The 20,675-nt window shown below is 63.3% G+C and carries 17 protein-coding genes; 7 read left to right on the top strand and 10 right to left on the bottom strand.

Annotated elements, in window-relative coordinates; all coding sequences use genetic code 11:
* Positions 1-198: 198 nt before the first annotated feature.
* The 4 genes from ACREBX_RS13480 to ACREBX_RS13465 form a co-directional block, all read right to left on the bottom strand.
* The gene (locus ACREBX_RS13480; RefSeq protein ID WP_431562253.1) at positions 199-1,191 is read right to left on the bottom strand and encodes a S1/P1 nuclease; all 993 of its coding nucleotides are present in this window, start codon (positions 1,189-1,191) and stop codon (positions 199-201) included.
* Between the two features lie 148 nt (positions 1,192-1,339).
* Positions 1,340-4,549, bottom strand: coding sequence for an error-prone DNA polymerase (locus ACREBX_RS13475; RefSeq protein WP_431562252.1), 3,210 nt, complete (start codon positions 4,547-4,549; stop codon positions 1,340-1,342).
* Positions 4,546-6,351: a DUF6504 family protein gene (locus ACREBX_RS13470; RefSeq protein WP_431562251.1), complete on the bottom strand. Its 1,806-nt coding sequence runs from the start codon at positions 6,349-6,351 to the stop codon at positions 4,546-4,548. Before ACREBX_RS13470 ends, ACREBX_RS13475 begins: the two co-directional genes overlap by 4 nt.
* Complete coding sequence (locus tag ACREBX_RS13465; protein WP_431562250.1) at positions 6,260-7,045, bottom strand: ImuA family protein; 786 nt, start codon at positions 7,043-7,045, stop codon at positions 6,260-6,262. The genes ACREBX_RS13470 and ACREBX_RS13465 overlap by 92 nt, the downstream gene beginning before the upstream one ends.
* Before the next feature lie 129 nt (positions 7,046-7,174).
* Between ACREBX_RS13465 and ACREBX_RS13460 the strand changes: the two genes are divergently transcribed.
* Both ACREBX_RS13460 and ACREBX_RS13455 read left to right on the top strand, forming a co-directional pair.
* Entirely contained in the window at positions 7,175-7,795 is a 621-nt protein-coding gene (locus tag ACREBX_RS13460; RefSeq protein WP_431562249.1) for a retropepsin-like aspartic protease family protein, read from the top strand.
* Positions 7,796-7,859: 64 nt separating this feature from the next.
* Complete coding sequence (locus tag ACREBX_RS13455; protein WP_431562248.1) at positions 7,860-8,417, top strand: cytochrome b; 558 nt, start codon at positions 7,860-7,862, stop codon at positions 8,415-8,417.
* Between the two features lie 12 nt (positions 8,418-8,429).
* Here the strand turns inward: ACREBX_RS13455 and ACREBX_RS13450 are convergent, their stop codons facing one another.
* Positions 8,430-8,861 carry a DUF1810 domain-containing protein gene (locus tag ACREBX_RS13450; RefSeq protein WP_431562247.1) on the bottom strand — a complete coding sequence of 144 codons (432 nt, stop codon included), beginning with the start codon at positions 8,859-8,861 and terminating at the stop codon, positions 8,430-8,432.
* The gene (locus tag ACREBX_RS13445; protein WP_431562246.1) at positions 8,858-9,475 is read right to left on the bottom strand and encodes an SOS response-associated peptidase; all 618 of its coding nucleotides are present in this window, start codon (positions 9,473-9,475) and stop codon (positions 8,858-8,860) included. Before ACREBX_RS13445 ends, ACREBX_RS13450 begins: the two co-directional genes overlap by 4 nt.
* A gap of 55 nt (positions 9,476-9,530) precedes the next feature.
* On the opposite strand from ACREBX_RS13445, the gene ACREBX_RS13440 reads away from it, so the two are divergent.
* A complete protein-coding gene (locus ACREBX_RS13440) occupies positions 9,531-10,043 on the top strand; it encodes an SOS response-associated peptidase family protein (protein ID WP_431562245.1) in 513 nt (170 codons plus the stop codon).
* Positions 10,040-10,633 (top strand): alpha-ketoglutarate-dependent dioxygenase AlkB, encoded by a 594-nt coding sequence (locus ACREBX_RS13435; RefSeq protein WP_431562244.1) that lies wholly within the window; start codon positions 10,040-10,042, stop codon positions 10,631-10,633. Before ACREBX_RS13440 ends, ACREBX_RS13435 begins: the two co-directional genes overlap by 4 nt.
* Positions 10,634-11,156: 523 nt before the next feature.
* On the opposite strand, the gene ACREBX_RS13430 is transcribed toward ACREBX_RS13435, so the two are convergent.
* The 4 genes from ACREBX_RS13430 to ACREBX_RS13415 all read right to left on the bottom strand — a co-directional run bounded on the left by ACREBX_RS13430 (position 11,157) and on the right by ACREBX_RS13415 (position 15,902).
* Entirely contained in the window at positions 11,157-12,593 is a 1,437-nt protein-coding gene (locus ACREBX_RS13430) for a flavin monoamine oxidase family protein (protein ID WP_431562243.1), read from the bottom strand.
* 151 nt (positions 12,594-12,744) lie between these two features.
* The gene (locus ACREBX_RS13425; protein WP_431562242.1) at positions 12,745-13,929 is read right to left on the bottom strand and encodes an acyl-CoA dehydrogenase; all 1,185 of its coding nucleotides are present in this window, start codon (positions 13,927-13,929) and stop codon (positions 12,745-12,747) included.
* A 189-nt stretch (positions 13,930-14,118) separates the two neighbouring features.
* On the bottom strand, positions 14,119-15,060 hold the full coding sequence (locus tag ACREBX_RS13420) for a phytanoyl-CoA dioxygenase family protein (protein WP_431562241.1): 942 nt from the start codon (positions 15,058-15,060) through the stop codon (positions 14,119-14,121).
* A 191-nt stretch (positions 15,061-15,251) separates the two neighbouring features.
* Entirely contained in the window at positions 15,252-15,902 is a 651-nt protein-coding gene (locus ACREBX_RS13415) for a TetR/AcrR family transcriptional regulator (protein ID WP_431562240.1), read from the bottom strand.
* Between the two features lie 174 nt (positions 15,903-16,076).
* On the opposite strand from ACREBX_RS13415, the gene ACREBX_RS13410 reads away from it, so the two are divergent.
* Genes ACREBX_RS13410 through ACREBX_RS13400 form a run of 3 tightly spaced genes read left to right on the top strand, consistent with a single transcriptional unit; the run spans position 16,077 to position 20,661 of the window.
* A complete protein-coding gene (locus tag ACREBX_RS13410) occupies positions 16,077-17,486 on the top strand; it encodes an aldehyde dehydrogenase family protein (protein ID WP_431562239.1) in 1,410 nt (469 codons plus the stop codon).
* Positions 17,487-17,507: 21 nt separating this feature from the next.
* On the top strand, positions 17,508-19,205 hold the full coding sequence (locus tag ACREBX_RS13405; protein WP_431562238.1) for an AMP-binding protein: 1,698 nt from the start codon (positions 17,508-17,510) through the stop codon (positions 19,203-19,205).
* Positions 19,195-20,661: a sulfotransferase gene (locus ACREBX_RS13400; RefSeq protein WP_431562237.1), complete on the top strand. Its 1,467-nt coding sequence runs from the start codon at positions 19,195-19,197 to the stop codon at positions 20,659-20,661. The genes ACREBX_RS13405 and ACREBX_RS13400 overlap by 11 nt, the downstream gene beginning before the upstream one ends.
* The last annotated feature ends 14 nt before the right edge of the window (positions 20,662-20,675 follow it).

Genomic DNA, 20,675 nt, shown 5'->3' with positions numbered 1-20,675 from the left:
ATGGCGCCGGAGGGAGGGGCCGTGAGCCGCCGTCACCGAGCGGAACGCGAGGGCGAACCCCCGCAGGGGGTTGACGGCACAAGGCGAGCCGAGCCCCGCAACCAGGCAGCCAATGAGGGAAGGTTTCCGTGCACCGCAAGGAGCGGGCGCACCGCGGTCTTCGCTGAAAAGGGGCGCGCCGTGGCGCGCGCTCGCCCCTCAGGTCGGCCCGCTATAGGCCGGATCGAGCGCCAGGTTGAGGAGATGGGCCAGGCGAAAGCCCGCCTTCGCGACCTGCTCGGACGCAGCGCCCTGGTAGCTGGCAAGATAGGCTTGGTCGATCCGCTGGACGCGCTTCGGGTTTGTTTTCGTCAGCGAGGCCGACGAATATTGGCATTTCGTTCCGACCGACGTGCAATAGGATGTGCCCGGCGCGAGCGTGATGCTGTAGGATTCATTCGCCCAGTCGGCGGGCACCGTCGCGACCCAGCTTTTCACGGCCGTGAGATTACGGTTGGCCTGGATCGTATCGACGGCCCGATAGGTAATAGTGAAGCGGCTCCATTGTGGCTTGTAGTCGGCGCGCTTGCGCACGCGCTCGAACAGGCCAGCGTCGAGCAGGCACTTATCCCAGACCGCGTGGAGATTATCTGGCTTCGCCTCGCGGGATGTCCCGCAGTTGCCGATGAGCGCGATATCGATGCCGTTGCCGCCCTTGTCGTCAGCGAACGACACATGGAGCGGCTGGTGGATGTCGCCGACCCAGTGGCCGAGCGCCATCAGCGCGAAAGCACGCTCCTCGCGCGGTTTGGAACGATCCTTCAGTGTTGCGAAATCGCGCTCGATCCCGGCAAGGATGCAGCTGGCGCCTGCCGTGCAGGCTGAGCCGATCTGCCGAACGTCGCGCGCAACATTGATGAAATGATCGTCGGGATAACGGCGCGGCACCTCGTCTTCCTCAAGGCAGCCATAGTTGAAGGCGGTATAATGCTGGTCGGGCATTCGGCCGCGCCCGCGCACCGTGATGCCGCCGCTTCGGCTCTGAAGGATTTCACCGATGGCGGCTTGGCTCGTGTCCGTGAGATTTCGATACGCCAGATCGCAGATCGTCAGATGCCCGAACTTGCCCCAAGCCTTTGCCGGTGGCGCCGCTCCGATCCCGAATCCCGTCGCAAGCACTACCGTCATGACCGACATTATAGCTCTACGCATCTGACCGTCTCCCCCGTTCTCCGCCGTAACTCCATCAAGATCTGCCGGGCGCCGACAGGTAAATTCCGCAGCGCGCCATCGTGCCGGACCATCGGCGCTCGGCGCCAGAGCGGCAATCATAATCGCAGCCAGAATGAAGGAGTCGCCGTCAATGGAAGTCATGGCTGCGAATGCGCAGCGGAGCATCGCGGGAATCCGGCCCCCCACCGTTTGATGCCCCGTCGCCGCGCCCCGGCGCGACCGTAAACTCTGTTTGCCCAATTGACCGCAGCATCGCGTCTTGGTCGATGATCCGGTCGCAGATGATGTGGATGACCTCGCCTTCCTTCTGAAGACGTCCACGCATGGCGATCATCGATGCGGCCATTACGGGCCGCCGGTAGATATCGAAACGATCGGGCCAGAGAATGCCGTTGGCGATCCCGGTTTCGTCTTCAATAGTAACAAAGAGCACGCCCTTCGCCGAACCCGGGCGCTGGCGAACGAGGATCACTCCGGCAACCTCAATGTTCCGGCCATCGCGGATATGCGCGAGATCCGCGCAGCGGACGATCCCCATGGCATCCAGATCATCGCGCAGGAAGGCTAATGGATGCGCCCGCAGCGATAGCTGCAGGGTGCGATAATCTTCGACCACTTCGCGGCCTTCGGTCATCGGGCGCAGCGTCGTCTCGGGCTCGAGCCCTTCGGGCGAGAAGGAGGCCTCACGTGCGTCGGCCGCCGCGAAGAGCGGGAGCGGCGCTTCGCCGAGCCCCCGCACCTTCCAGAGCCCTTGCCGCCGATCCTCCGACAGACAGGCGAAGCCATCAGCCTCGGCGATCCGTTCGATTGCGGCGCGCGGTACGCCAGCGCGCCGCCAGACATCCTCAACACAATTATAGGGCACATCGCCGCGCGCCCCGACGATCGCGGCGCCATGCACATTGGCGAGGCTGCGCACCTGTCGGAAGCCGAGCCGCACCGCAAGATGGCGGCCGCCGCTCTCCTCGAGCGTGCAGTCCCAATGGCTGTCGTTGATCGAGACGGGCCGCACCTCGACGCCATGGTTCCGCGCATCGCGCACGATCTGCGCGGGGGCATAGAAGCCCATCGGCTGGGCGTTGAGCAGCGCGGCGCAAAAGACGTCGGGATGATGATGCTTCATCCAGCAGGAGGCGTATGCAATCTTAGCGAAACTCGCGGCGTGGCTTTCGGGAAAGCCATAAGAGCCAAAGCCCTCGATCTGCTTGAAGGTACGTTCAGCGAAGTCCTTCGGATAGCCGCGCTCGACCATGCCGCCGACGAGCTTGTCGTAGAAGTGCGACACGCCGCCGGTGAGCTTGAAGGTCGCCATTGCCCGCCGCAATTGGTCGGCCTCGGTGGGCGTGAAACCCGCGCCGACGATCGCGACCTTCATTGCCTGCTCCTGGAAGAGCGGCACGCCGAGCGTCTTCTCGAGCACGGCGCGGAGCTCAGGCTTGGGATATTCGGGTTTTTCCTTGCCCTCTCGGCGGCGAAGATAGGGATGAACCATGTCACCCTGGATCGGTCCGGGCCGCACGATCGCGACCTCAATCACCAGATCGTAGAAGCATTTGGGCTTGATCCGCGGCAGCATCGACATCTGCGCGCGGCTCTCGATCTGAAAGACGCCCAATGTGTCGGCCTTCTGGATCATGCCATAAACGGCAGGATCATCGTCCTGCAGGTCGGCCATACCGACCGAAATCCCCTTGTGCTCGGTGAGCAGATTGAAAGCGCGGTTCATGCAGCCAAGCATCCCAAGGCCCAGCACGTCGACCTTCATGAACTTGAGGACGTCGATATCGTCCTTGTCCCATTCGATGATCTGCCGATCTTCCATCCGCGCGGGCTCGATCGGCACCAGATCGTCGAGGCGCTCCTGCGTCAGCACAAAACCTCCCGGATGTTGCGATAGGTGCCGCGGCGTCCCGATCAGCTGGCGCGCGAGATCGAGCGTCAGCCGTAGCCGATGATCGTCGGCATTGAGATTGAGGCTCGCGATCTGCTCGTCGGGGATGCCATCGACCGACCAGCCCCAGACGAGGCCGGTGAGCATCTTGGTGAGGTCCCGCGGCAGCCCGAGCGCTTTGCCCACCTCGGCCACCGCACCGCGCGTCCTGTAGCGCGTGACCACGGCGGTCAGCGCCGAGCGGTGTCGTCCGTAGGTCTCATATATCCACTGGATGATTTCTTCGCGTCGCTCATGCTCGAAGTCGACATCAATATCGGGCGGCTCCTTGCGCTCACCCGAGACGAAGCGCTCGAAGAGCAGCTCGTGGCGGATCGGGTCGATCGAGGTGACGCCGAGCAGGAAGCAGACGCAGCTGTTCGCCGCCGACCCGCGTCCCTGACACAAGATACCGCGGCGCCGACTTTCGGCGACGATTGAGTTCACAGTCAGGAAATAGGGCGCATAGCCAAGCTCGCCGATCAGGCGCAGCTCATGATCGATCTGCTTGCGATATGCGTCGGGCACGCCGTCCGGAAACATACGTGCCGCGCCTTCCTCGGTGAGCGCGGCGAGCGCTTCCTGGGCGGTGCGCCCCGCCATCACTTCCTCATAGGGATATTGATAGCGAATCTCGCCAAGGTCGAAGCGGCACGCCGACGCGATATCGGCGGTCGCCTGGATCGCGTCGGGAAAGAGCGCGAAACGGCGTTCCATTTCGGCGGGGGACTTCAGTGCGCGGTCCATGAAGCGCTCGCGCTTGAAACCGAGCGCATCGACCGTCGTCTTTTCGCGGATCGCGGTCAGCACATCCTGCAGCGGCCGCCGCTCGGGCGAATGATAGAGGATGTCGCCAATCGCGACGCAGCGCACGCCCATGTCTCGGGCCAGTGTGTCGAGCGCTCGCAGCCGCGCAAAGTCTCCGGGCCGGCGCCGAAGCGACAGCCCGAGATAGGCGTCGCTTCCGAACATCTCACGCAGTTCGCCGAGATCGAGGCGGGTGCGCTCGTCGGCGGCATCGGGGAGCAGGACTGCGACCAGCCCCTCGCCCCATAGGCCGACATCGGGCCAGTCGAGCCAGCAATTGCCTTTCCCGCCGCGCGCCTTGCCGAGCGACAAGAGCCGGGTCAGCCGCGACCAGGCGGCGCGGTCTTTCGGATAAAGCAGCAGCGCGCGCCCATCGCGAAGGTCGACGCGCGATCCCGGGATCAGGCGGACACCAGTCGCTTCCTGCCCCGAGAGCCCGCGGACCATGCCGGCGACGCTTCCGCGATCGCACAGCCCGAGCGCGGTGTGTCCGAGCAAGGCAGCCGCCGCGAACAATTCTTCGGGGGCCGAAGCCCCCCGCAAAAAGGAAAAATGGCTCGTGACCTGGAGCTCGACGTAGGTCGTGGCAGGGGCCGTCATCCGAACACGCCGTGCATATACCAGCTCAAATCGCCGGTGTTTTCTTCGATCGCATCACCACGGCGGAAGAGCCAGAAGCGTTCGCCGCTCTCGGCCTCGACCCGGAAATAGTCGCGCACCGCCCACATTTCGCGCGTGGTTCGCCACCATTCGCCATGGATGCGTTCGGGCCCGTCGCCCGCGACGACGCGATAGGCGCGCCCGCGCCACGCGAAGCGGCGTGGCGGATGATCGGGGAGCAGCGCGACGACACCCGACAGCGCTTCGGGCCGCGCCAGCACACGGACGGGACGCACCCAGGCGGGCCAACCGGCGGGCTTGGCGAGCGGCCCCGTCCGCCCGATCGCGCGCTCGGGCACATCGCTCTCGCGTCCTTCCAAACGGAACAGCGCGGCCGCGCCGGCGCGGCCCGCGAGCTGGTCGACGAGCGGCGCGATGTCGGGCGCGCCCGGCCCGTCGTTGAGCGCCGAAGCGATGACTTCGGGCGCCAGCGCTTCGACCTGCGGCGCTGCGAGCATCATCGCCTCGATCCCGAGCCCCGGCTCGATCCGGTCGATACGCAGCCTGAAGAGGCGTATGAGATGTTTGACATCGCGGGTCGCGCGCGCGGTTCCGACCGCGATCAGCTGTTCGCGCGCATCGACGCGCTCGCAGCGCAGGACCGCGGCGCGCACGCCCAATCCACGCTTTTCGAGGTCAGCGATGAGGTCGGCGACCAGATCGCCGATCACTTGTTCGATCGCCTCGGCGGTGGCGATCGGCTCAAGCAGTCGCCGCTCGGCTTGCGGCATCTCGAAGGGCACGACAGGCACGATCGGTTCGGGCAAAAAGCCGCGCGCCTGATCGAGACGCTCGACCGCGCCGCGCCCGAGCCGCCGCGCCAGCGGCCCGCGCGGCATTGCGTAGAGGTCGGCGACCCGCTCGATCCCGAAGCGCGCCGCGGCGGTGAGCGCCTCGGGCGAAAGCCGGAGCGCGCGCAGCGGCAGCTCGCCCAGCGCTTCCCCCTCCCTTCCTTCCGGCAGGACCAAAGTCGCCGAGCCGCCATGACGGGCGATCGCGTGCGCGGCGCCGGCCGTGCCCGCGATCGCAACGCGAGCGGTGAAACCGAGACGGCGCAGGAAGGATAGAAGCCGCGCCGCGAAGCGGGTCTCGCCGCCGAAGAGATGGGTGGTGCCCGTGAGGTCGAGCCAGAGTCCGTCGCTGCCCGACACCGCAGCGGTCGGCGTCCAGTGGCGCACCGCGTGCAAGGCAAGGCGGTCCAGCCAGGCTGCATCGGCCTCGGGGGCCGCATCGAGCACATCGAGGTCGGTGACGAGCGCGCGCGCATGCGCCGCGGCCATGCCGGGGGCGAGGCCGAGATCGAGCGCGATCGGGCACGCCGCGGTCACGATATCGCGCTGGCCTGTACGCATGACGAGGATGGTCGGCCGCGCTCCCCAAAGCGCAGGCAACGGCATTGCAGCGCCCGCTGGCGTTCCGCCATCGTCGCTCCGCAAGGTGCGAAAAACCGGCGTGGCCGCCTCGCTTCGCCGCGCGAGCTCGCGCATCGGCGGCCGCCGATGCGCTGGCAGCGCGTCGATCGCGGCTTGGTCGGGGCGCGTGTCTTGCGCCCAGCGCGCGCCGGGTCGCCAGCCGCCACCCCGCGGCACCGAGCAGGCACCGGGGTTGTCGTCGACGGGTTCGGGGAGGCGCGGGCCAAGCCGCGCGGGCTCAGGCGGCGTGCCCGAACGCGAGATCGGCGCCGCCCGCCGCAACCGCTCGATCGCGAGTTGCGGCAGGAAGAGCGAGGCGACCCTGGTCATCGCACGCCTCCAGTTCGAGGGAGAATGGCGGTCCGCCGCGCTGGCGGACAAGCTCGACCGACCAACGCCCGCGCCCCACACCGGGCATCGTCAGGGGCGCCGAAGCGAGGCTGCCGATCCGCCAGCGCGTGCAGGCCAGCGAAAGATCGGTGAGCGGGCATTGGCCGTAGCGCCGATAGCGACGATAGAGCAGCATCGGCGTCTTGCCTTCGGTCGCGGCGAGTTGCAGCCGGCGCGTCGCAGTCTGGTCGGCGGCTTTCACTTCGGCGACGACGCAGGCAAGCGCGCCATCGCGCAGCGCGTCCTCGCACATGGCCAGAAGTTCGCGATCGTTCGTCCCTTGCGCATAGAGGATGCGCTCGGGCCCCAGACCGGCCTGTTCGAGCCCCGGCGCATAAAGGTCGAAACGCGTCAGCGCCCAGAGAGCGGAAACGCCCGGCGCCGCCGCGAAGCGCGCGGCGATACCCGCAGCGAACAAAGTCGCAGCGGCATCGTCGCTCCAGCTCGCCGAGGCCGCCGCGACTTCGTGCAGGCCCGCGCCGTCGAGACCGCCACCCGCGAGCAGATGGTCGAGCGGCCCGACGCCGAACGGCAGCACCGGGCCGCGCGCCGCAGCGACGCGCGCGACGGTCTCGCGAAGCAAGGCAAGCTCTTCGGCACTCGGCCGGGGCGGTGAAAAGGGCGATACGGTCATAGGGTCACGACTCAAATGTTCCCTATATGTTCCACTCTCCAGGAACGCGCGTCAAGACGCGTGCGGCCAGCGGCTGTGGATCATTCAGTGACGCGACACCTTCGCGGCTGTAATCGGGCGGATAAATCGATGCCGATGACAACCGACCTCCCTTGGGACCAACTCGCGCTCTACGCCGTCGGCGCGGCGCTGATCCTCGTCATCCTGTTCAAGATTCCCTTTCTCGGCCGCGTCTTTCGGGCGCTTTTCTCCTTCGCGCTCCTCGCCTTCGGGATATTTCTCGTCCTCCAGCAGGCGCCCTTCGATCCCAACCTGTCGCGAATCACCGCGAGCCTCGGCATCGACCAGCAGGAGATTGTCGGCGATACTGTTCGCATCCCGATGGGGCGCGACGGACATTTCTGGGCGAAGGTCCATCTGAATGGCACCGAGAGGCGCATGCTTGTCGACAGCGGTGCAACCGTCACCGCCCTGTCTGACGCAACCGCCGAAGCGGCCGGCGTGAAGGCCGACGCGACGCTTGTGCCGTTGCTCATGAAGACCGCGAACGGCACCGTCCGCGCCGATGCCGGGACGGTCGACAGGCTCGAGATTGGGGCGATTAAGGCGCGCAAGCTCAAGGTCGTTATTTCGCCGGGGCTCGGCGACACCGACGTTCTCGGCATGAACTTCCTCTCGCAGCTCCAGTCATGGCGCGTGGAGGATCGCACACTGATCCTCACGCCCAAGCCGGCGAGCCCCGCACGCTGACGGAACGCGGGTTGCGGCTCGTGCATTGAAAAGGCCAAACGACAACCACGCTGCCGAGGATATCATGCGCGAACCTCATAGCCGCTATTCGACGGTCTCGATTATCCTTCACTGGACGATCGCGGCGCTCATCATCGCCAACGCGACGTTCGGCGGGTGGATGGAAGATGCCCCCGACAGCGAGAAGCTCGGCTATTATCAGCTGCACAAGTCGGTCGGGATCACTGTGCTGGCGCTCAGCATCGCGCGGTTGGGCTGGCGAATCGGTCACCCCTGGCCCGCCTTCCCGGGCGAGATGCCGGGATGGGAACGCCTGCTCGCGCGTTCGACGCATATCCTTTTTTACGTCCTGATGATCGGCGCCCCACTTCTTGGCTGGGCCGCGGCCTCGGCGGGCGGTGCACCCGAGGTGCCGCTCTATGGCGCCTTGCCTGCGCCGAACCTGCCGCTGCCGCTCAGCGAAGAACTCGCCGAGGAGCTTGGCGATGTTCATAAACTGATGGTGAAAGCGATCTATATCGTGCTCGCGCTCCATGTCCTCGGCGCGCTCAAACATCACTTCCTCGACAAGGACGAGGTACTCCACCGCATGCTGCCGCTGTTTCGCAACCCGCGTGGCTGAAAATCTGACAGCTTAAGCGCTCGTGCCACCCAGGCGCTTCAGCGTTCGCTCGTCGCGCGCGCCGCCGAACCAGCGAGTCAGCGCCGCGGCGAACAAAGGCCGCTCGCTTACGGCCTCGAACAAGGTCAGCGATGAACGAAGCTTGATGGCATCGACCTCGCCGAACACCACTACCGGGTCGCTGCCAATCAAATCCTGCAACGCCTCGACGCATGCAACATAGCGGGTCCCAAGCAGCGGGTGCGCGAGATAGGCGCGCGCTTCCTCCAGACCGGCGATCGCATAACGCTGCGCCATCGCACTGCGCCCAAGCCCTGAAAGCTGAGGGAAAATAAACCACATCCAGTGCGAACGCTTGGCTCCCCGGCGAATCTCATCGAGCGCGCGTGGCCAGACCTGCGCCTGCGCGTCGATGAAGCGGTCGAGGTCGAAGTCTTCGATCATAGGGCCAGGGCCCCCTGGGCAGGCGGCTTGCCAAAGATCTGCGTTGGTTCAAGACTCCCGTCGGGCAGCCATTTGAGAACGTCCCCCGCGGGAACGCGCGGGTCGAGCCAGGCCGCCCATTGATCGCGGGCCAGCGGGATGATCTGGCGATGATGATAGGGCGCGATGTCGGGACCGGCTTCCATGGTAAGAAGCGTGAAGGCTTCGCCGCCTTCATATTCGCGCCAGATGCCCGCCATGCAGAACCAGCGATGATCCTTCATCGTGAAGAGCCACTTATCGAGGCGCTTCTGCGCCTTGTCGGTGGGGTCGGTGAATTCGTAAAAGCCGTCGCACAAGACCAGGCACCGGTGCGACGAGAAATCGCGCGCTTCCGCGCGAAAGTTGTAGACCGGTTTTCCCTTCGGCCCGGGCCAGCTCCATCGGCGGTTGACGAGCTCGCCGAGCGCCGCCCCCTCGCTGCTCCGCACGATCGGTGCCGTATCGGTGATGCGAACATCCTCGCGCGCGGGGACGTTCGGCGCACCCTCGGGCATATCGATCTTGATTTTGAGGTCGTCGAAATCCTCGGCAATCGAGGCGATATCGATTTCCAGCCTGTAATCATTGCACATTCGCCTAGCGCCCCTCGCTCTTGCGACTCATCTTCGTTCCCATTATGTTCCAACCATGTCCATCACGCCAACCCCTTTTGATCCCGATGCCCCCGGCGGCGGCGTGACGGCGCTCGTCCGCCGCGACCCCGACAATATGGGTGAAGTCGAAATGGTCAAAGCCGTATGGGGTTCCGATCCGCGCTTCTCGGATGGCATCAATTACCGTTTCGTGCGCACCGAAGGCCGCGCTTTCCCGAACCGCCGCTGCCTGATCCCGGCGTCGGAATTTCGCATGGGCACGGGCGATCATCGTTACCGGGTGACGCTCGACAGCGGCAATTTCTTCTATCTTGCGGCGGTCTGGGACCCGCCGCTCGCCGACTGGCCGCTCTCCTACCGCATCCTCACCATCCCGGCCGGTGCCGATATCATCCCCTATCAGTCACGCCATGGCGTGATCATCGAACGGCGCAATGTCATGCATTGGCTCGACGGCACGTTGCCCAACGAAGTGCTATTCGAGGAGCCCGCGCGCCACACGCTCTTCGTCGAGCCGCTGCGGGCGCAAGCCTCGCTCGCGCTGTGACGCGCACAGCCGCCCCGCGAACGCCGCAGCCCGTCCCCCAGGCAGACCTCTTCGGTCTGTCCCTTCTTCCCGGCCTCGCCTACGGCGACGATGTCATCACGCACGCCGAAGAAACCGATCTGATCGCCTGCATCGACGCGGCGGACCTCACGCCATTCCAGTTCCAACAATGGGAAGGCAAAAGGCTGACACGCTCGTTCGGCTGGACCTATGATTTTCAGACCGGCCGCTTCGCAACAGGCGATGCGGTCCCCACATGGCTTCTGCCCCTTCGGGCCAAGGCCGCAGCCTTTGCCGGTCTCGACGCCTGCGCCCTCGAACAGATCCTGCTGATAGAATATGGACCCGGCGCCGGCATCGGCTGGCATAAGGACCGGCCGGTGTTCGAGCACGTGATCGGCATCTCGCTCGGGGCGCCTGCGGTTATGCGGTTCCGCCGCCGCGAAGGCGCAGGCTTTCAGCGTGCGACGGCGAACCTCGCGCCGCGGTCGATCTATCATATGCGCGGAGAAGTCCGCGACGATTGGGAGCATAGCATCGCAGCGATGGATGCACCGCGCTGGTCAATCACATTTCGAAGTTTGCGCTAGCCGACCAGGCTGACCCAGTTTCTAAAAGATCCCGCCGAAGAAAATGACGCGCTCTTGGCGAGCCTGCAGCGGAGCGGCGTGCGATGCGCACCCGTGCCTAGCCGCCGCCCCGCAAGGATAGCGAGCCGAGTGCGCCGCGCGGCCTAACACCAGCGCGACCCCTGGCTGAGCCTGCGAAGCCAGAGTGCGCTCACTAAATGCCGCGCTCAATTTGTAATTGTGGCCGATAGCGGACCGGCAGCTTTTGGGATGGAAGTAAAGGTTAGCGGACGTTACGCCGTCAGCCGGTCTTTGTAGGAGGAACGGAGTGCCTTCTTGTCGATTTTTCGTGTCGCCGTGGGCGGGACGTCGGCGAAAATGATCTGGCCGGAGAGGCACCATTTGAAGAGCCGGGTTGCAAGCCTTGCCGGACATTCGCTTCGTTCAACCAGCATTCGGGCTTACACTCGATGACGAGGATCGGCCGTTCCTCTCAATGGGGATTAAACACGCCGACCACGGCCGTGATTTTGACGCCCCGGTATCATTTCGGCGACAAAAGCCGATGGATATCCCGCGCTGTGGTGATGCCTTGTTCGATCGCACCATCGATAGCACTGCGCCAGCCGCTGGCCCAGTCGCCGCTGGCGAAGAAGACACGCCCGTGCGACGCTTGGAGCGCCTTCAAGGCTTTGGAGATTTGCCCGGGACGCGAGATACACCAGGCGCCCTTCGAATAAGGGTCGTTATTCCAGTCGTGCGCCTTGACGTCGAGCACCACCGCGTTGGGCAAAAACTGCTCGACGGCAGCTTCAATTTCCACTTTCGACATGATGTCGAGCGGGTGATCGCCCGAGCCGAAAGCAATCAGGTGGGTGCAGCCATTCTCGACGCCGTCCCATAAGATCAGGTTGATCGGACTGTTTCCCGTGCCCGGCGCCCAAGCGGTGAATATCGAACGCTCGCCATCGATCAGAATGTGTATCTTGTTTGCCTTGCCGGCGTGGCCCTCCATCGAAACCTGCAACTTCTCTTTCGGCAGTGCCGGGACAAACCTGACATCCTTAAGCGTGTTGACAGGAACCGTCGAAATGGCGGCCCTGGCCGAATAGGTCTTCCCATTCACGCCGACGACACGCACGCCTTCGCTCGTCGTTTCGATTGCTGCTATCGGGGCGCTGAGTTCGATCGAGGCTCCGCAATCATCCGCGAGAGCCGAATAGAGCGAACGCATGCCGCCTTTGATCTTGAAGCGGCTGAGAACATCGCCTTGGAGTTCGAAGTCGTAGCCGCTGAGCGAGAAGAGACGAACGATATCGATCCAGGATACGTTTTTCGAAGCCGCCCCGCTGTTCGCTGCAAAGATCGTGGCCGCAAAGATCCGGCCCTCCGGGGTGAGCGGCGAGGCAGCGATCTTGTCGGCGACCGACAGCGTATCCGCGGCCATCCAGCGGGTGTCGACAAAAGGCTCGGCCGGGCGCGGCATGATCTCGCGGGCGTCAGCGAACATCGCCAGGACGGGGCCGTAAACTTCCGCGCCGAACTCCGATATCCGCGCCTGATGGCGACGCCCATCTTCATCAAGGTAGATCACATCGTCGGCAAAATTGCCCGGTGATTCTTCGATTTCCACTTCGTACCGGCTGATTTCTGCCCATACGTGAGGCTGGAACCAATGCACCCATGTCCCGCCAAGATCGTTCGGCTTGCCATTGAACTCGGCGGTATAGGTGCGCCCCCCGATCCGGTCGCGCGCCTCGAGAATGAGGACGCGGTAGCCATATTGCTTCAGCTCGCGCGCCGCCGTCAGTCCGGCGAAGCCGGCGCCGACGATGATCGCGTCATACTCATCGGACCCCTGTCTTTTCCGGGCTCCGCTCGGCCGTGCCTGCGCCATCGACGAGGTCATCGCGCCCGCCGCAGCTGCCGCCAATATCGTCCGGCGCGACGGCCGGTTCATTTCCGAGCCCTGATCTTTCATGACAGCATTCCCCTCGCCGCCAAACGCGACTTTAGAGCGCTTAGCGACATATTATTTGACATTTGTCAAAGTTTTTGGATTTTTCAAATTTCCCGCGCTACGTCGCGGCACGGCAGCCCTCCGCAATCTTTTTTCCGGAGGGCGCCGGATATCAGAAAGCCGGAATTCCGGTGATCGCGCGCCCAAGTATGAGCGCATGCACATCGTGGGTGCCTTCATAGGTGTTGACGGTCTCGAGGTTCATCATGTGGCGAATAACCTGAAACTCACCCGATATGCCGTTGCCGCCATGCATATCGCGGGCCGCGCGCGCAATATCGAGGGCTTTGCCAACATTGTTGCGCTTGACGATCGAAACCATCTCAGGCGCGAACCGGTCTCCGTCCATCAACCGCCCGACCTGCAGCGAGGCGTGAAGGCCAAGCGTGATTTCGGTCAGCATGTCGGCCAGCTTCTTCTGATAAAGCTGGGTTGCGGCGAGCGGCCGACCGAACTGCTTACGATCGAGGCCATAGGTGCGGGCGGCGGCATAGCAATATTCGGCAGCGCCGAGCGCACCCCACGAGATTCCGTAACGCGCTCGATTGAGGCAGCTGAAAGGTCCCTTCAGCCCCTCGACATTCGGGAGCAGCGCCGCGTCCGGTACGAGCACCTCGTCGAGGAGGACCATCCCCGTAATCGAGGCTCTGAGACTGAGCTTGTTATCGATTTTGGTCGCCGACAGCCCGGCGACACCCTTGTCCACGACGAACCCGCGAATGGCGTCGCCACGCGCGTCACTTTTCGCCCAGATGACGAACAGGTCGGCGATAGGCGCGTTCGATATCCAGGTCTTGGTTCCGCTCAGGACATAGCCGCCATCGACCTTTCGCGCCCGCGTCCGCATGCCGCCGGGATCCGAACCCGCGTCGGGCTCGGTCAGCCCGAAACAGCCAATGAGCTCGCCGCTCGCGAGGCCCGGAAGATAGCGCCGCCGCTGCTCTTCCGACCCATAGGCATGGATCGGATACATGACGAGGCTCGACTGGACGCTCATCATCGAACGATAGCCGGAATCGACCCGCTCGACCTCGCGAGCAACCAGACCATAGGCAACGTAGGATGCCTCCGCGCAGCCATAGTCGGCGGGCAAGGTGACCCCGAGCAAGCCCTGCGCACCCATCTCGCGAAAAATGTCGGGATCGGTATGTTCGTTGGCATAGGCCTCGACGATGCGGGGCTGCAGGCGCTCCTGCGCAAAGCCCCGTGCAGCATCCCGGATCATTCGCTCGTCATCGGTGAGCTGCCCATCGAGCCCCAGCGCATCTTCCCAATCGAAACGGAAAGGTTCCGCCATCTTCTTGTCTCCTCGGCGGTCCGACGACGGCCTTGCGCATCCCTGCCGCAAACGGGGCGGCGTGGAGGATCGCTCCTTTCATCGGTCTCGGATATCGCGAAGCACCGACCGGCTGTAGCGCCGTCGTCGAGCTTTGAAGATGTCGGCGACCTGCCGACATCTCCATGTTTTTCTGTCTGACGGCTCTGACTAGAGGCCCAACGCCTCGCCGACGTCTGCGAAATTCGACGCCCAGAGAGCAACGCCGTGCTCACCGCCTGTTTGGTGCGTCCGATATCCCACCAGCCGTTGAGCGCGCGGGGTCATCGTCTTCGCCGATTCCAGCCTCATTGTCAGCGGAAAGGCTTCTTCTGGCGTGAGAAAGCCAACGAGCAATGGCATGGTGATGGCCCGGCGGTAAACGTCTTTGGTGCGGTTGGTGCCGCCGCCGTGGATCACCTTTCCGGAATAGAAAACCACATCGCCCGCTTCCATCTCGACAGGGATCGTCAAGCTTTGGTCGCCGCGATTTTCGAAATCCCCCAAATGGCTGCCGGGAATGATGCGGGTCGCCCCATTCTCGTCAGTGAAATCGGTAAGCGCGACGAGGAAGTTCAACAGAATTTCGGGTCCCTCGGACCCCATGTGGTAGAATGGAGGCCATCCTTCGAGGTCACGATGCAACTCCTGCGGAGCGCTATCCGGCCCAATCTCGATGACTTGGGCCGCGGCCAGCCAATAGGTCTCGCCCTGCGAACCGAAAATCGCGTCGCCCAGTTCGTGCACCAGATCGATATCGAGAATCTCTTCGCGGAAAACGCGGCTTCTTTCGACCACATTGGTCATCCGCTTGGTGTTGCGCCCAAAAAAATCTGCTCGAAAGTCATCGACTTCGCCCGGTTCTGCCGGAACACCTGCCGACAGCGAATCCAGAAACGGATCCAGATCGGCATTGAATGTCTTGAGCTGTTCGGGGGTCAGGAAATTCTTGATGATGAGGCCGCCATCTTCGCGATAGATCGCAAGAATCTCGTCGACGGGCGTCGTATTTGGAACTTTACGGAGGGTCGGCGCTCGATCGTCGGGCTGACTTTCCGTCGCTTCGGCCAAAATTGTCGCGTTGCCCACCGGCATGCTCAGAGCAGAATCCATTTTAGCCTCTCCTTAATAGACATCCTGTCGATGTGGCATCTCCCGGACACTCACAAAGGGACCATCGACGCCTTGAGCGCCTCTCCAACTTCGAGGGCTACAACTCTATTCCATCATCAACTCTTGTCAACTGTCAAAATATGATGGCGGCGATTAGCTCCTGGCAAGACGAACGCGCTCAAGCCTCGACGCTAGAGATCTTCCGCCCGCAACGTCTTCACCAATTGGACGAAGGATTTCCGGGAGATAGCCTGCAGCATAGGCATTTGGGAACGCCAAGGCTTTTCGTAGCCGGCGAAGACGGTCATCCCTTCCATTGATGCGGACATGAACAGCGCCAACGTCTCACGTTGGTCGCTTGGCAGATCAGGGTTGATCTCGCCGATCAACTCGTTGAGTGACACCCGAGCCCGATCATAGAGTTCGGTCATTCGCTCATGAACGAAGGGATCGTGGTTCGCCATGGCCCAAAGTTCGGGAAAGAAACGCGTCGTCTTCTTGGTGGTGATGTCCTGGAGCGTGAGTGTGATCAAACTCTCCAGCCGTTCTTCCGCGCTCGCTCCCGGTACGTGAACGATTGCGTGGAAGGCGCCCTCGTAACTGGTAATGATCGCGTTGAGCAGCTCGCGAATGAGATCCTTCTTCGATTTGAAATAATAGTTGAGGCTGCCGACGTTCATCCCCGCAGCGGCTGCGATGCGGCGGAGCGTCAGGGCCGACGCCCCATGGTCCACCAGGAGCGACAAGGCAGCCCGCAGAATCTGTTCGAAGCCGTCCTGACCCCGTGCATACCCGCCGGCTCGCTGCGCGATCGTCAGGTCAGGAACTATGATGCCGCTCAACTTTCATCGCCTCCTGCGCGACGTTTATTCAACGCTTTGCGCTCATGGAGCAAGGGACTTTTTACATTTGACAAATTTTTGTCGAGTGCATAATTTTTAGACCTGCGGCCGGCGTCAAGCAGCGGCCTTTTTGCTGCCGAGAGCGGCCGGGCAAAACATGGATCGGGAGAGAGCATGTCTGACTATAAAATGCTGATTGGCGGCCGGCTAGTTTTCGGCGACCACCGGATGAACGTCATCAACCCTGCGACCGAGGAAATCTTCGCTACCGTCTCTCGCGCCTCCGAGCGGCAGGCCGATGAAGCAATCGAGGCCGCCGCGACGGCTTTCCCCGGCTGGGCCGAAACGCCGATGGCCGAACGGCAGGCAAAAGTCAGCCAGCTCGCCGATGCGATCGTGGCGAATGCCGACAAACTGGCGCGCGCGCTGACACAGGAACAGGGCAAACCGCTTGCCGAAGCGCAGGGGGAGATCGCGTGGACCGAGGGGTATCTGAGGCATTACGCAACGCTCGAAATCGCGGAACGGACGATCCAGGACGATGCGAGCGCGTTTGTCCAGGTCCGGCGCAAGCCGCTCGGCGTCGTCGCGGGGATCATCGCGTGGAACTTCCCGCTGCTTATGGCCTGCTGGAAGATCGGACCCGCGGTAATCGCGGGGAACACGATTGTGTTGAAGCCTGCGCCGACAACGCCGGTGACGGCGCTGATGCTCGGCGAGTTATGCCGCGACATCTTTCCTGCGGGGGTGGTCAACATCATCACCGACGCCAACGATCTCGGCGGATATCTTACCGCCGATCCGCGCATCGCCAAGGTCGGCTTCACCGGATCGACCGCGACGGGCAAGAAGATCATGGCGAGCGCCGCCGACGGGCTCAAGCGGCTGACGCTCGAACTTGGCGGCAACGATCCGGGAATCGTGCTCGACGATGTCGATGTGCGCGAAACCGCGCAGGGTATCTTCAACGCCGCTTTCCTCAACTGCGGGCAGGTCTGCCTCGCGATCAAGCGCGCCTATGTCCATGACAGCATCTATGACGCGATGTGCGACGAGTTGGCGCGCTTGGCCGAGGCGGCGGTGGTCGACGACGGGCTGGCGCAAGGCGCGCAGATTGGTCCGATCCAGAACAAGGCGCAATTTGAAAAGCTGAAGGGCTTCCTCGGACGCGCCCGCAACGACGGCACGATCATCGCGGGCGGCGAGATTATCGATCGCGCCGGCTATTTCCTGCGCCCCACGATCGTGCGCGATGTGACGGATGGTGACGAGATCGTCGACGAGGAACAGTTCGGGCCGATCCTGCCGGTGATCCGCTATTCGGACATCGACGATGTCGTCGCACGCGCCAACGCCTCGCCTTATGGGCTTGGTGCATCGGTGTGGTCGCGCGACATCGATCGCGCCGTCGCGGTTGCCGACCGGATCGAAAGCGGATCGGTGTGGGTGAACCAGCATATCGCGATCGGTCCGCATATCCCGATGGCGGGGGTGAAATCCTCGGGGCTCGGCGTCGAGCAATCGGAGGAAGGGCTGGCCGAATATACCCAGCTATCGATCATCAACGTGGCGCGCGGCGGATAACGCATTCCAGAAGGCGGAAACATGACCGATAGTTTCGTTCGCGGCAACGACCGTGCCCCGTTGATCGAGATAGCGATCGGTGCGCTCTTCGACCGGACAGCGGATCGCCACGCCAATCGCGATGCGCTGATCGTCCGGCACCAGAATATACGCTTGACGTGGCGCGAGCTGAAAGAGCAGGTCGATGCCGTCGCGGCCGGGCTGATCGAGCGCGGGTTGAAGCCTGGCGACCGGGTCGGCATCTGGGCGCCGAATTGCGCCGAATGGGTGGTCGTGCAGTTCGCGACCGCGAAGGCGGGGCTGATCCTCGTCAACATCAACCCCGCCTACCGGATCGCCGAACTCGACTATGCGCTGAACAAGGTCGGCTGCACCGCGCTGATCCTCGCGCCCTCACACAAGAGCAGCGATTATGTCGCGATGCTCGGCGAGCTCGCGCCCGAGCTTTCGACTGCGATACCCGGCATGCTGCGCGCGGCGCGCTTACCCGATCTTCGGCTCGTCGTCGTGCTCGGCGAACAAGACCATGTCGGCTGCCTGCCTTTCACGACGCTCGCCAGCGAGGACACGCGTGCGCTCGCAGATATCCGGATCGATCCCGGCATGCCAGTGAACATCCAGTTCACCAGTGGCACCACAGGATTTCCGAAGGGTGCGACGCTGTCGCATCGCAATATCCTCAACAACGGCGCCCTCGTCGGGGCCCAGATCGGCCTGACCGCCGAGGACAGGCTGTGCATCCCCGTTCCGCTCTATCATTGTTTCGGCATGGTGATGGGCAATCTCGCCTGCGCGGTGCACGGCGCGACGATGGTCTATCCCGCCGAAGCCTTTGACCCCGGCGCGGTGCTGGAGGCAATCGAGGCCGAACGCTGCACGGCGCTCTACGGCGTGCCAACGATGTTCATCGCGGCACTCAATCATCCGGACTTTGGCAGCCGCGACCTGTCGTCGCTGCGCACCGGGATCATGGCGGGGTCGCCTTGCCCGATGGCCGTGATGCGCGAGGTGATCGACCGGATGCACATGGACCAGGTTACCATCGCCTATGGCATGACCGAGACCAGCCCGGTCAGCTTTCAGAGCGACACGGACGACCCGCTTGACCTCCGCGTATCGACCGTGGGCCGCATCCAGCCGCATCTTGAAGTGAAGCTCGTCGATGGCGACGGCAATGTCGTTCCGCGCGGCGAGACTGGCGAGCTTTGCACGCGCGGCTATTCGGTGATGCTTGGCTACTGGGACGATGCCGAGCGCACTGCCGAGGCGATCGACGCCGAAGGCTGGATGCACACCGGCGACCTCGCGACGATCGACGAAGCCGGATATTGCCGGATCGTCGGCCGTATCAAGGATATGGTGATCCGCGGCGGCGAGAATATCTATCCGCGCGAGATCGAGGAATATCTGCTCACTCATCCCGATATAGTCGATGTCCAGGGCGTCGGCGTTCCCGACGAAAAATATGGCGAGGAAATATGCGTCTGGGTCATCCTGCGGCCCGGCGCGGCGCTCACCGAAGAAGAGGTTCGTGCCCATTGCCGGGGCCGTATCGCGCATTACAAGATTCCGCGCTATGTCCTGTTCGTCGACGATTTCCCGATCACTGTCACGGGCAAGGTTCAGAAATTTGCAATGCGCGAGCAAATGATCAAGCAGCTGAGTCAAAGCAACGGCGAACCGCTCCGCGTTGCTGACAACGCGAACCATGGGGGCTAATCCCGAGGCGCTTGTCGCCGAAGCGCGGCTCCTTGTCCGAAAAGGCCAATTTGGCGATGCGTTGAAGCGTCTTGCCGGCGCAACCCGCTTCGGTGAACGCTTCGGCGAAGCCGAGGCGTTGGAGCTTGATGCCCTCATCCTGCTGGGCCGGCGCGAGGACGCCTCGGCGAAGCTCGACGCGGCGATCGGAACCCGGCCGGCATCGGCTGATGCTCTCGACGCACTCGCCTATTTCGCTCGCGGCCTCGACAGGCACCAGCTTTCTAACAGCCTGTATCGCGAAGCGTCGATCGCCGCGCCGCACGACGCCCAGATTCTTTACAATCTCGCCACGAGCGAGCGAAGCCTCGGCTTTTTCGCAGCGGCGGTATCGGCGACACAGCGCGCCCTCGAGCTCGAACCATCAGCGCTTCCGAGTGTGCTGTTGCGCTCCGAGCTCGCGAAGGCGACGCCTGCACAGAATAATGTTTCTGATCTGGAGGCACGGCGCCAGGGCGCTGACAATGACAGGTCACGCATGTTCGTCGGCTATGCGCTCGGCAAAGAGTATCACGACCTCGGCCGATACGAAGATGCCTTCGAAGCGTTCGCAGAGGGTGCAGCCGCTCGTCGCAGGAGCCTGCAATATGACGTGGCGGTCGATGAAGGGAAGCTTGCGAGGATCGAGCGGGTCTTTACCCAAGAATGGTTCGACAGCACCGAAATTGCCTCACCGAACGGAAGACACATCTTCATTTTTGGCCTTCCGCGCTCCGGAACGACATTGGTCGAGCGCATCCTGAGCGCACTTCCCGACGTCCGCTCAAACGGCGAAACCGACAATTTCGCGTCCGCGCTCATCCAGAAAACACCTGCCGGATCCGACGATATCATCGCGCGCAGCGCGAAGGCGACGTTCGGTGGGGTAGGCAGCGATTACGACCGGCTGAGCGGCGGCTCGGCGTCCTGCGCGACGATAGAAAAGCTGCCGCTCAACTATCTGTACGCCGGTCTGATCGCAAAGGCATTGCCCGACGCCGCTCTCATCCACGTCCGGCGCCCTCCCCTCGACAGCTGCTTTGCTATGTACCGGACGCTTTTTGGACAGGCCTATCCCTTCAGCTACAGCTTTGATGATCTCGCCCGATATTATGCAGCCTATGATCGTCTTATGGGGCACTGGCGCCGAATACTGCCGCACCGCCTCATCGAAATCGAGTATGACGATCTCGTCAGAACGCCAGACGAGGTAGCAAGAAACGTGGCTGCGCGCTGCGGGCTCCTCTGGGCGGACGACGCGCTCGATCTCTCGAAAAACTCAGCCCCTTCTCTCACCGCCAGCGCAGCGCAGGTGCGCGGCTCGATCTACACAAGCTCGTCCGGGTCCTGGAAATCCTATGCGAAGCAGCTTGGGCCGCTTTCCCGCGCGCTTCGGCGAAACGGTGTCCATATCGGCAATCCAAACGATCAAATCTGATCCCGAGCCTTGCG

This window comes from Sphingopyxis sp. (genome assembly GCF_050725655.1).
Lineage (GTDB): Bacteria > Pseudomonadota > Alphaproteobacteria > Sphingomonadales > Sphingomonadaceae > Sphingopyxis.
Note: the sequence above shows the minus strand (reverse complement) of the source record. Positions and strands in the feature narration are given on the sequence as shown.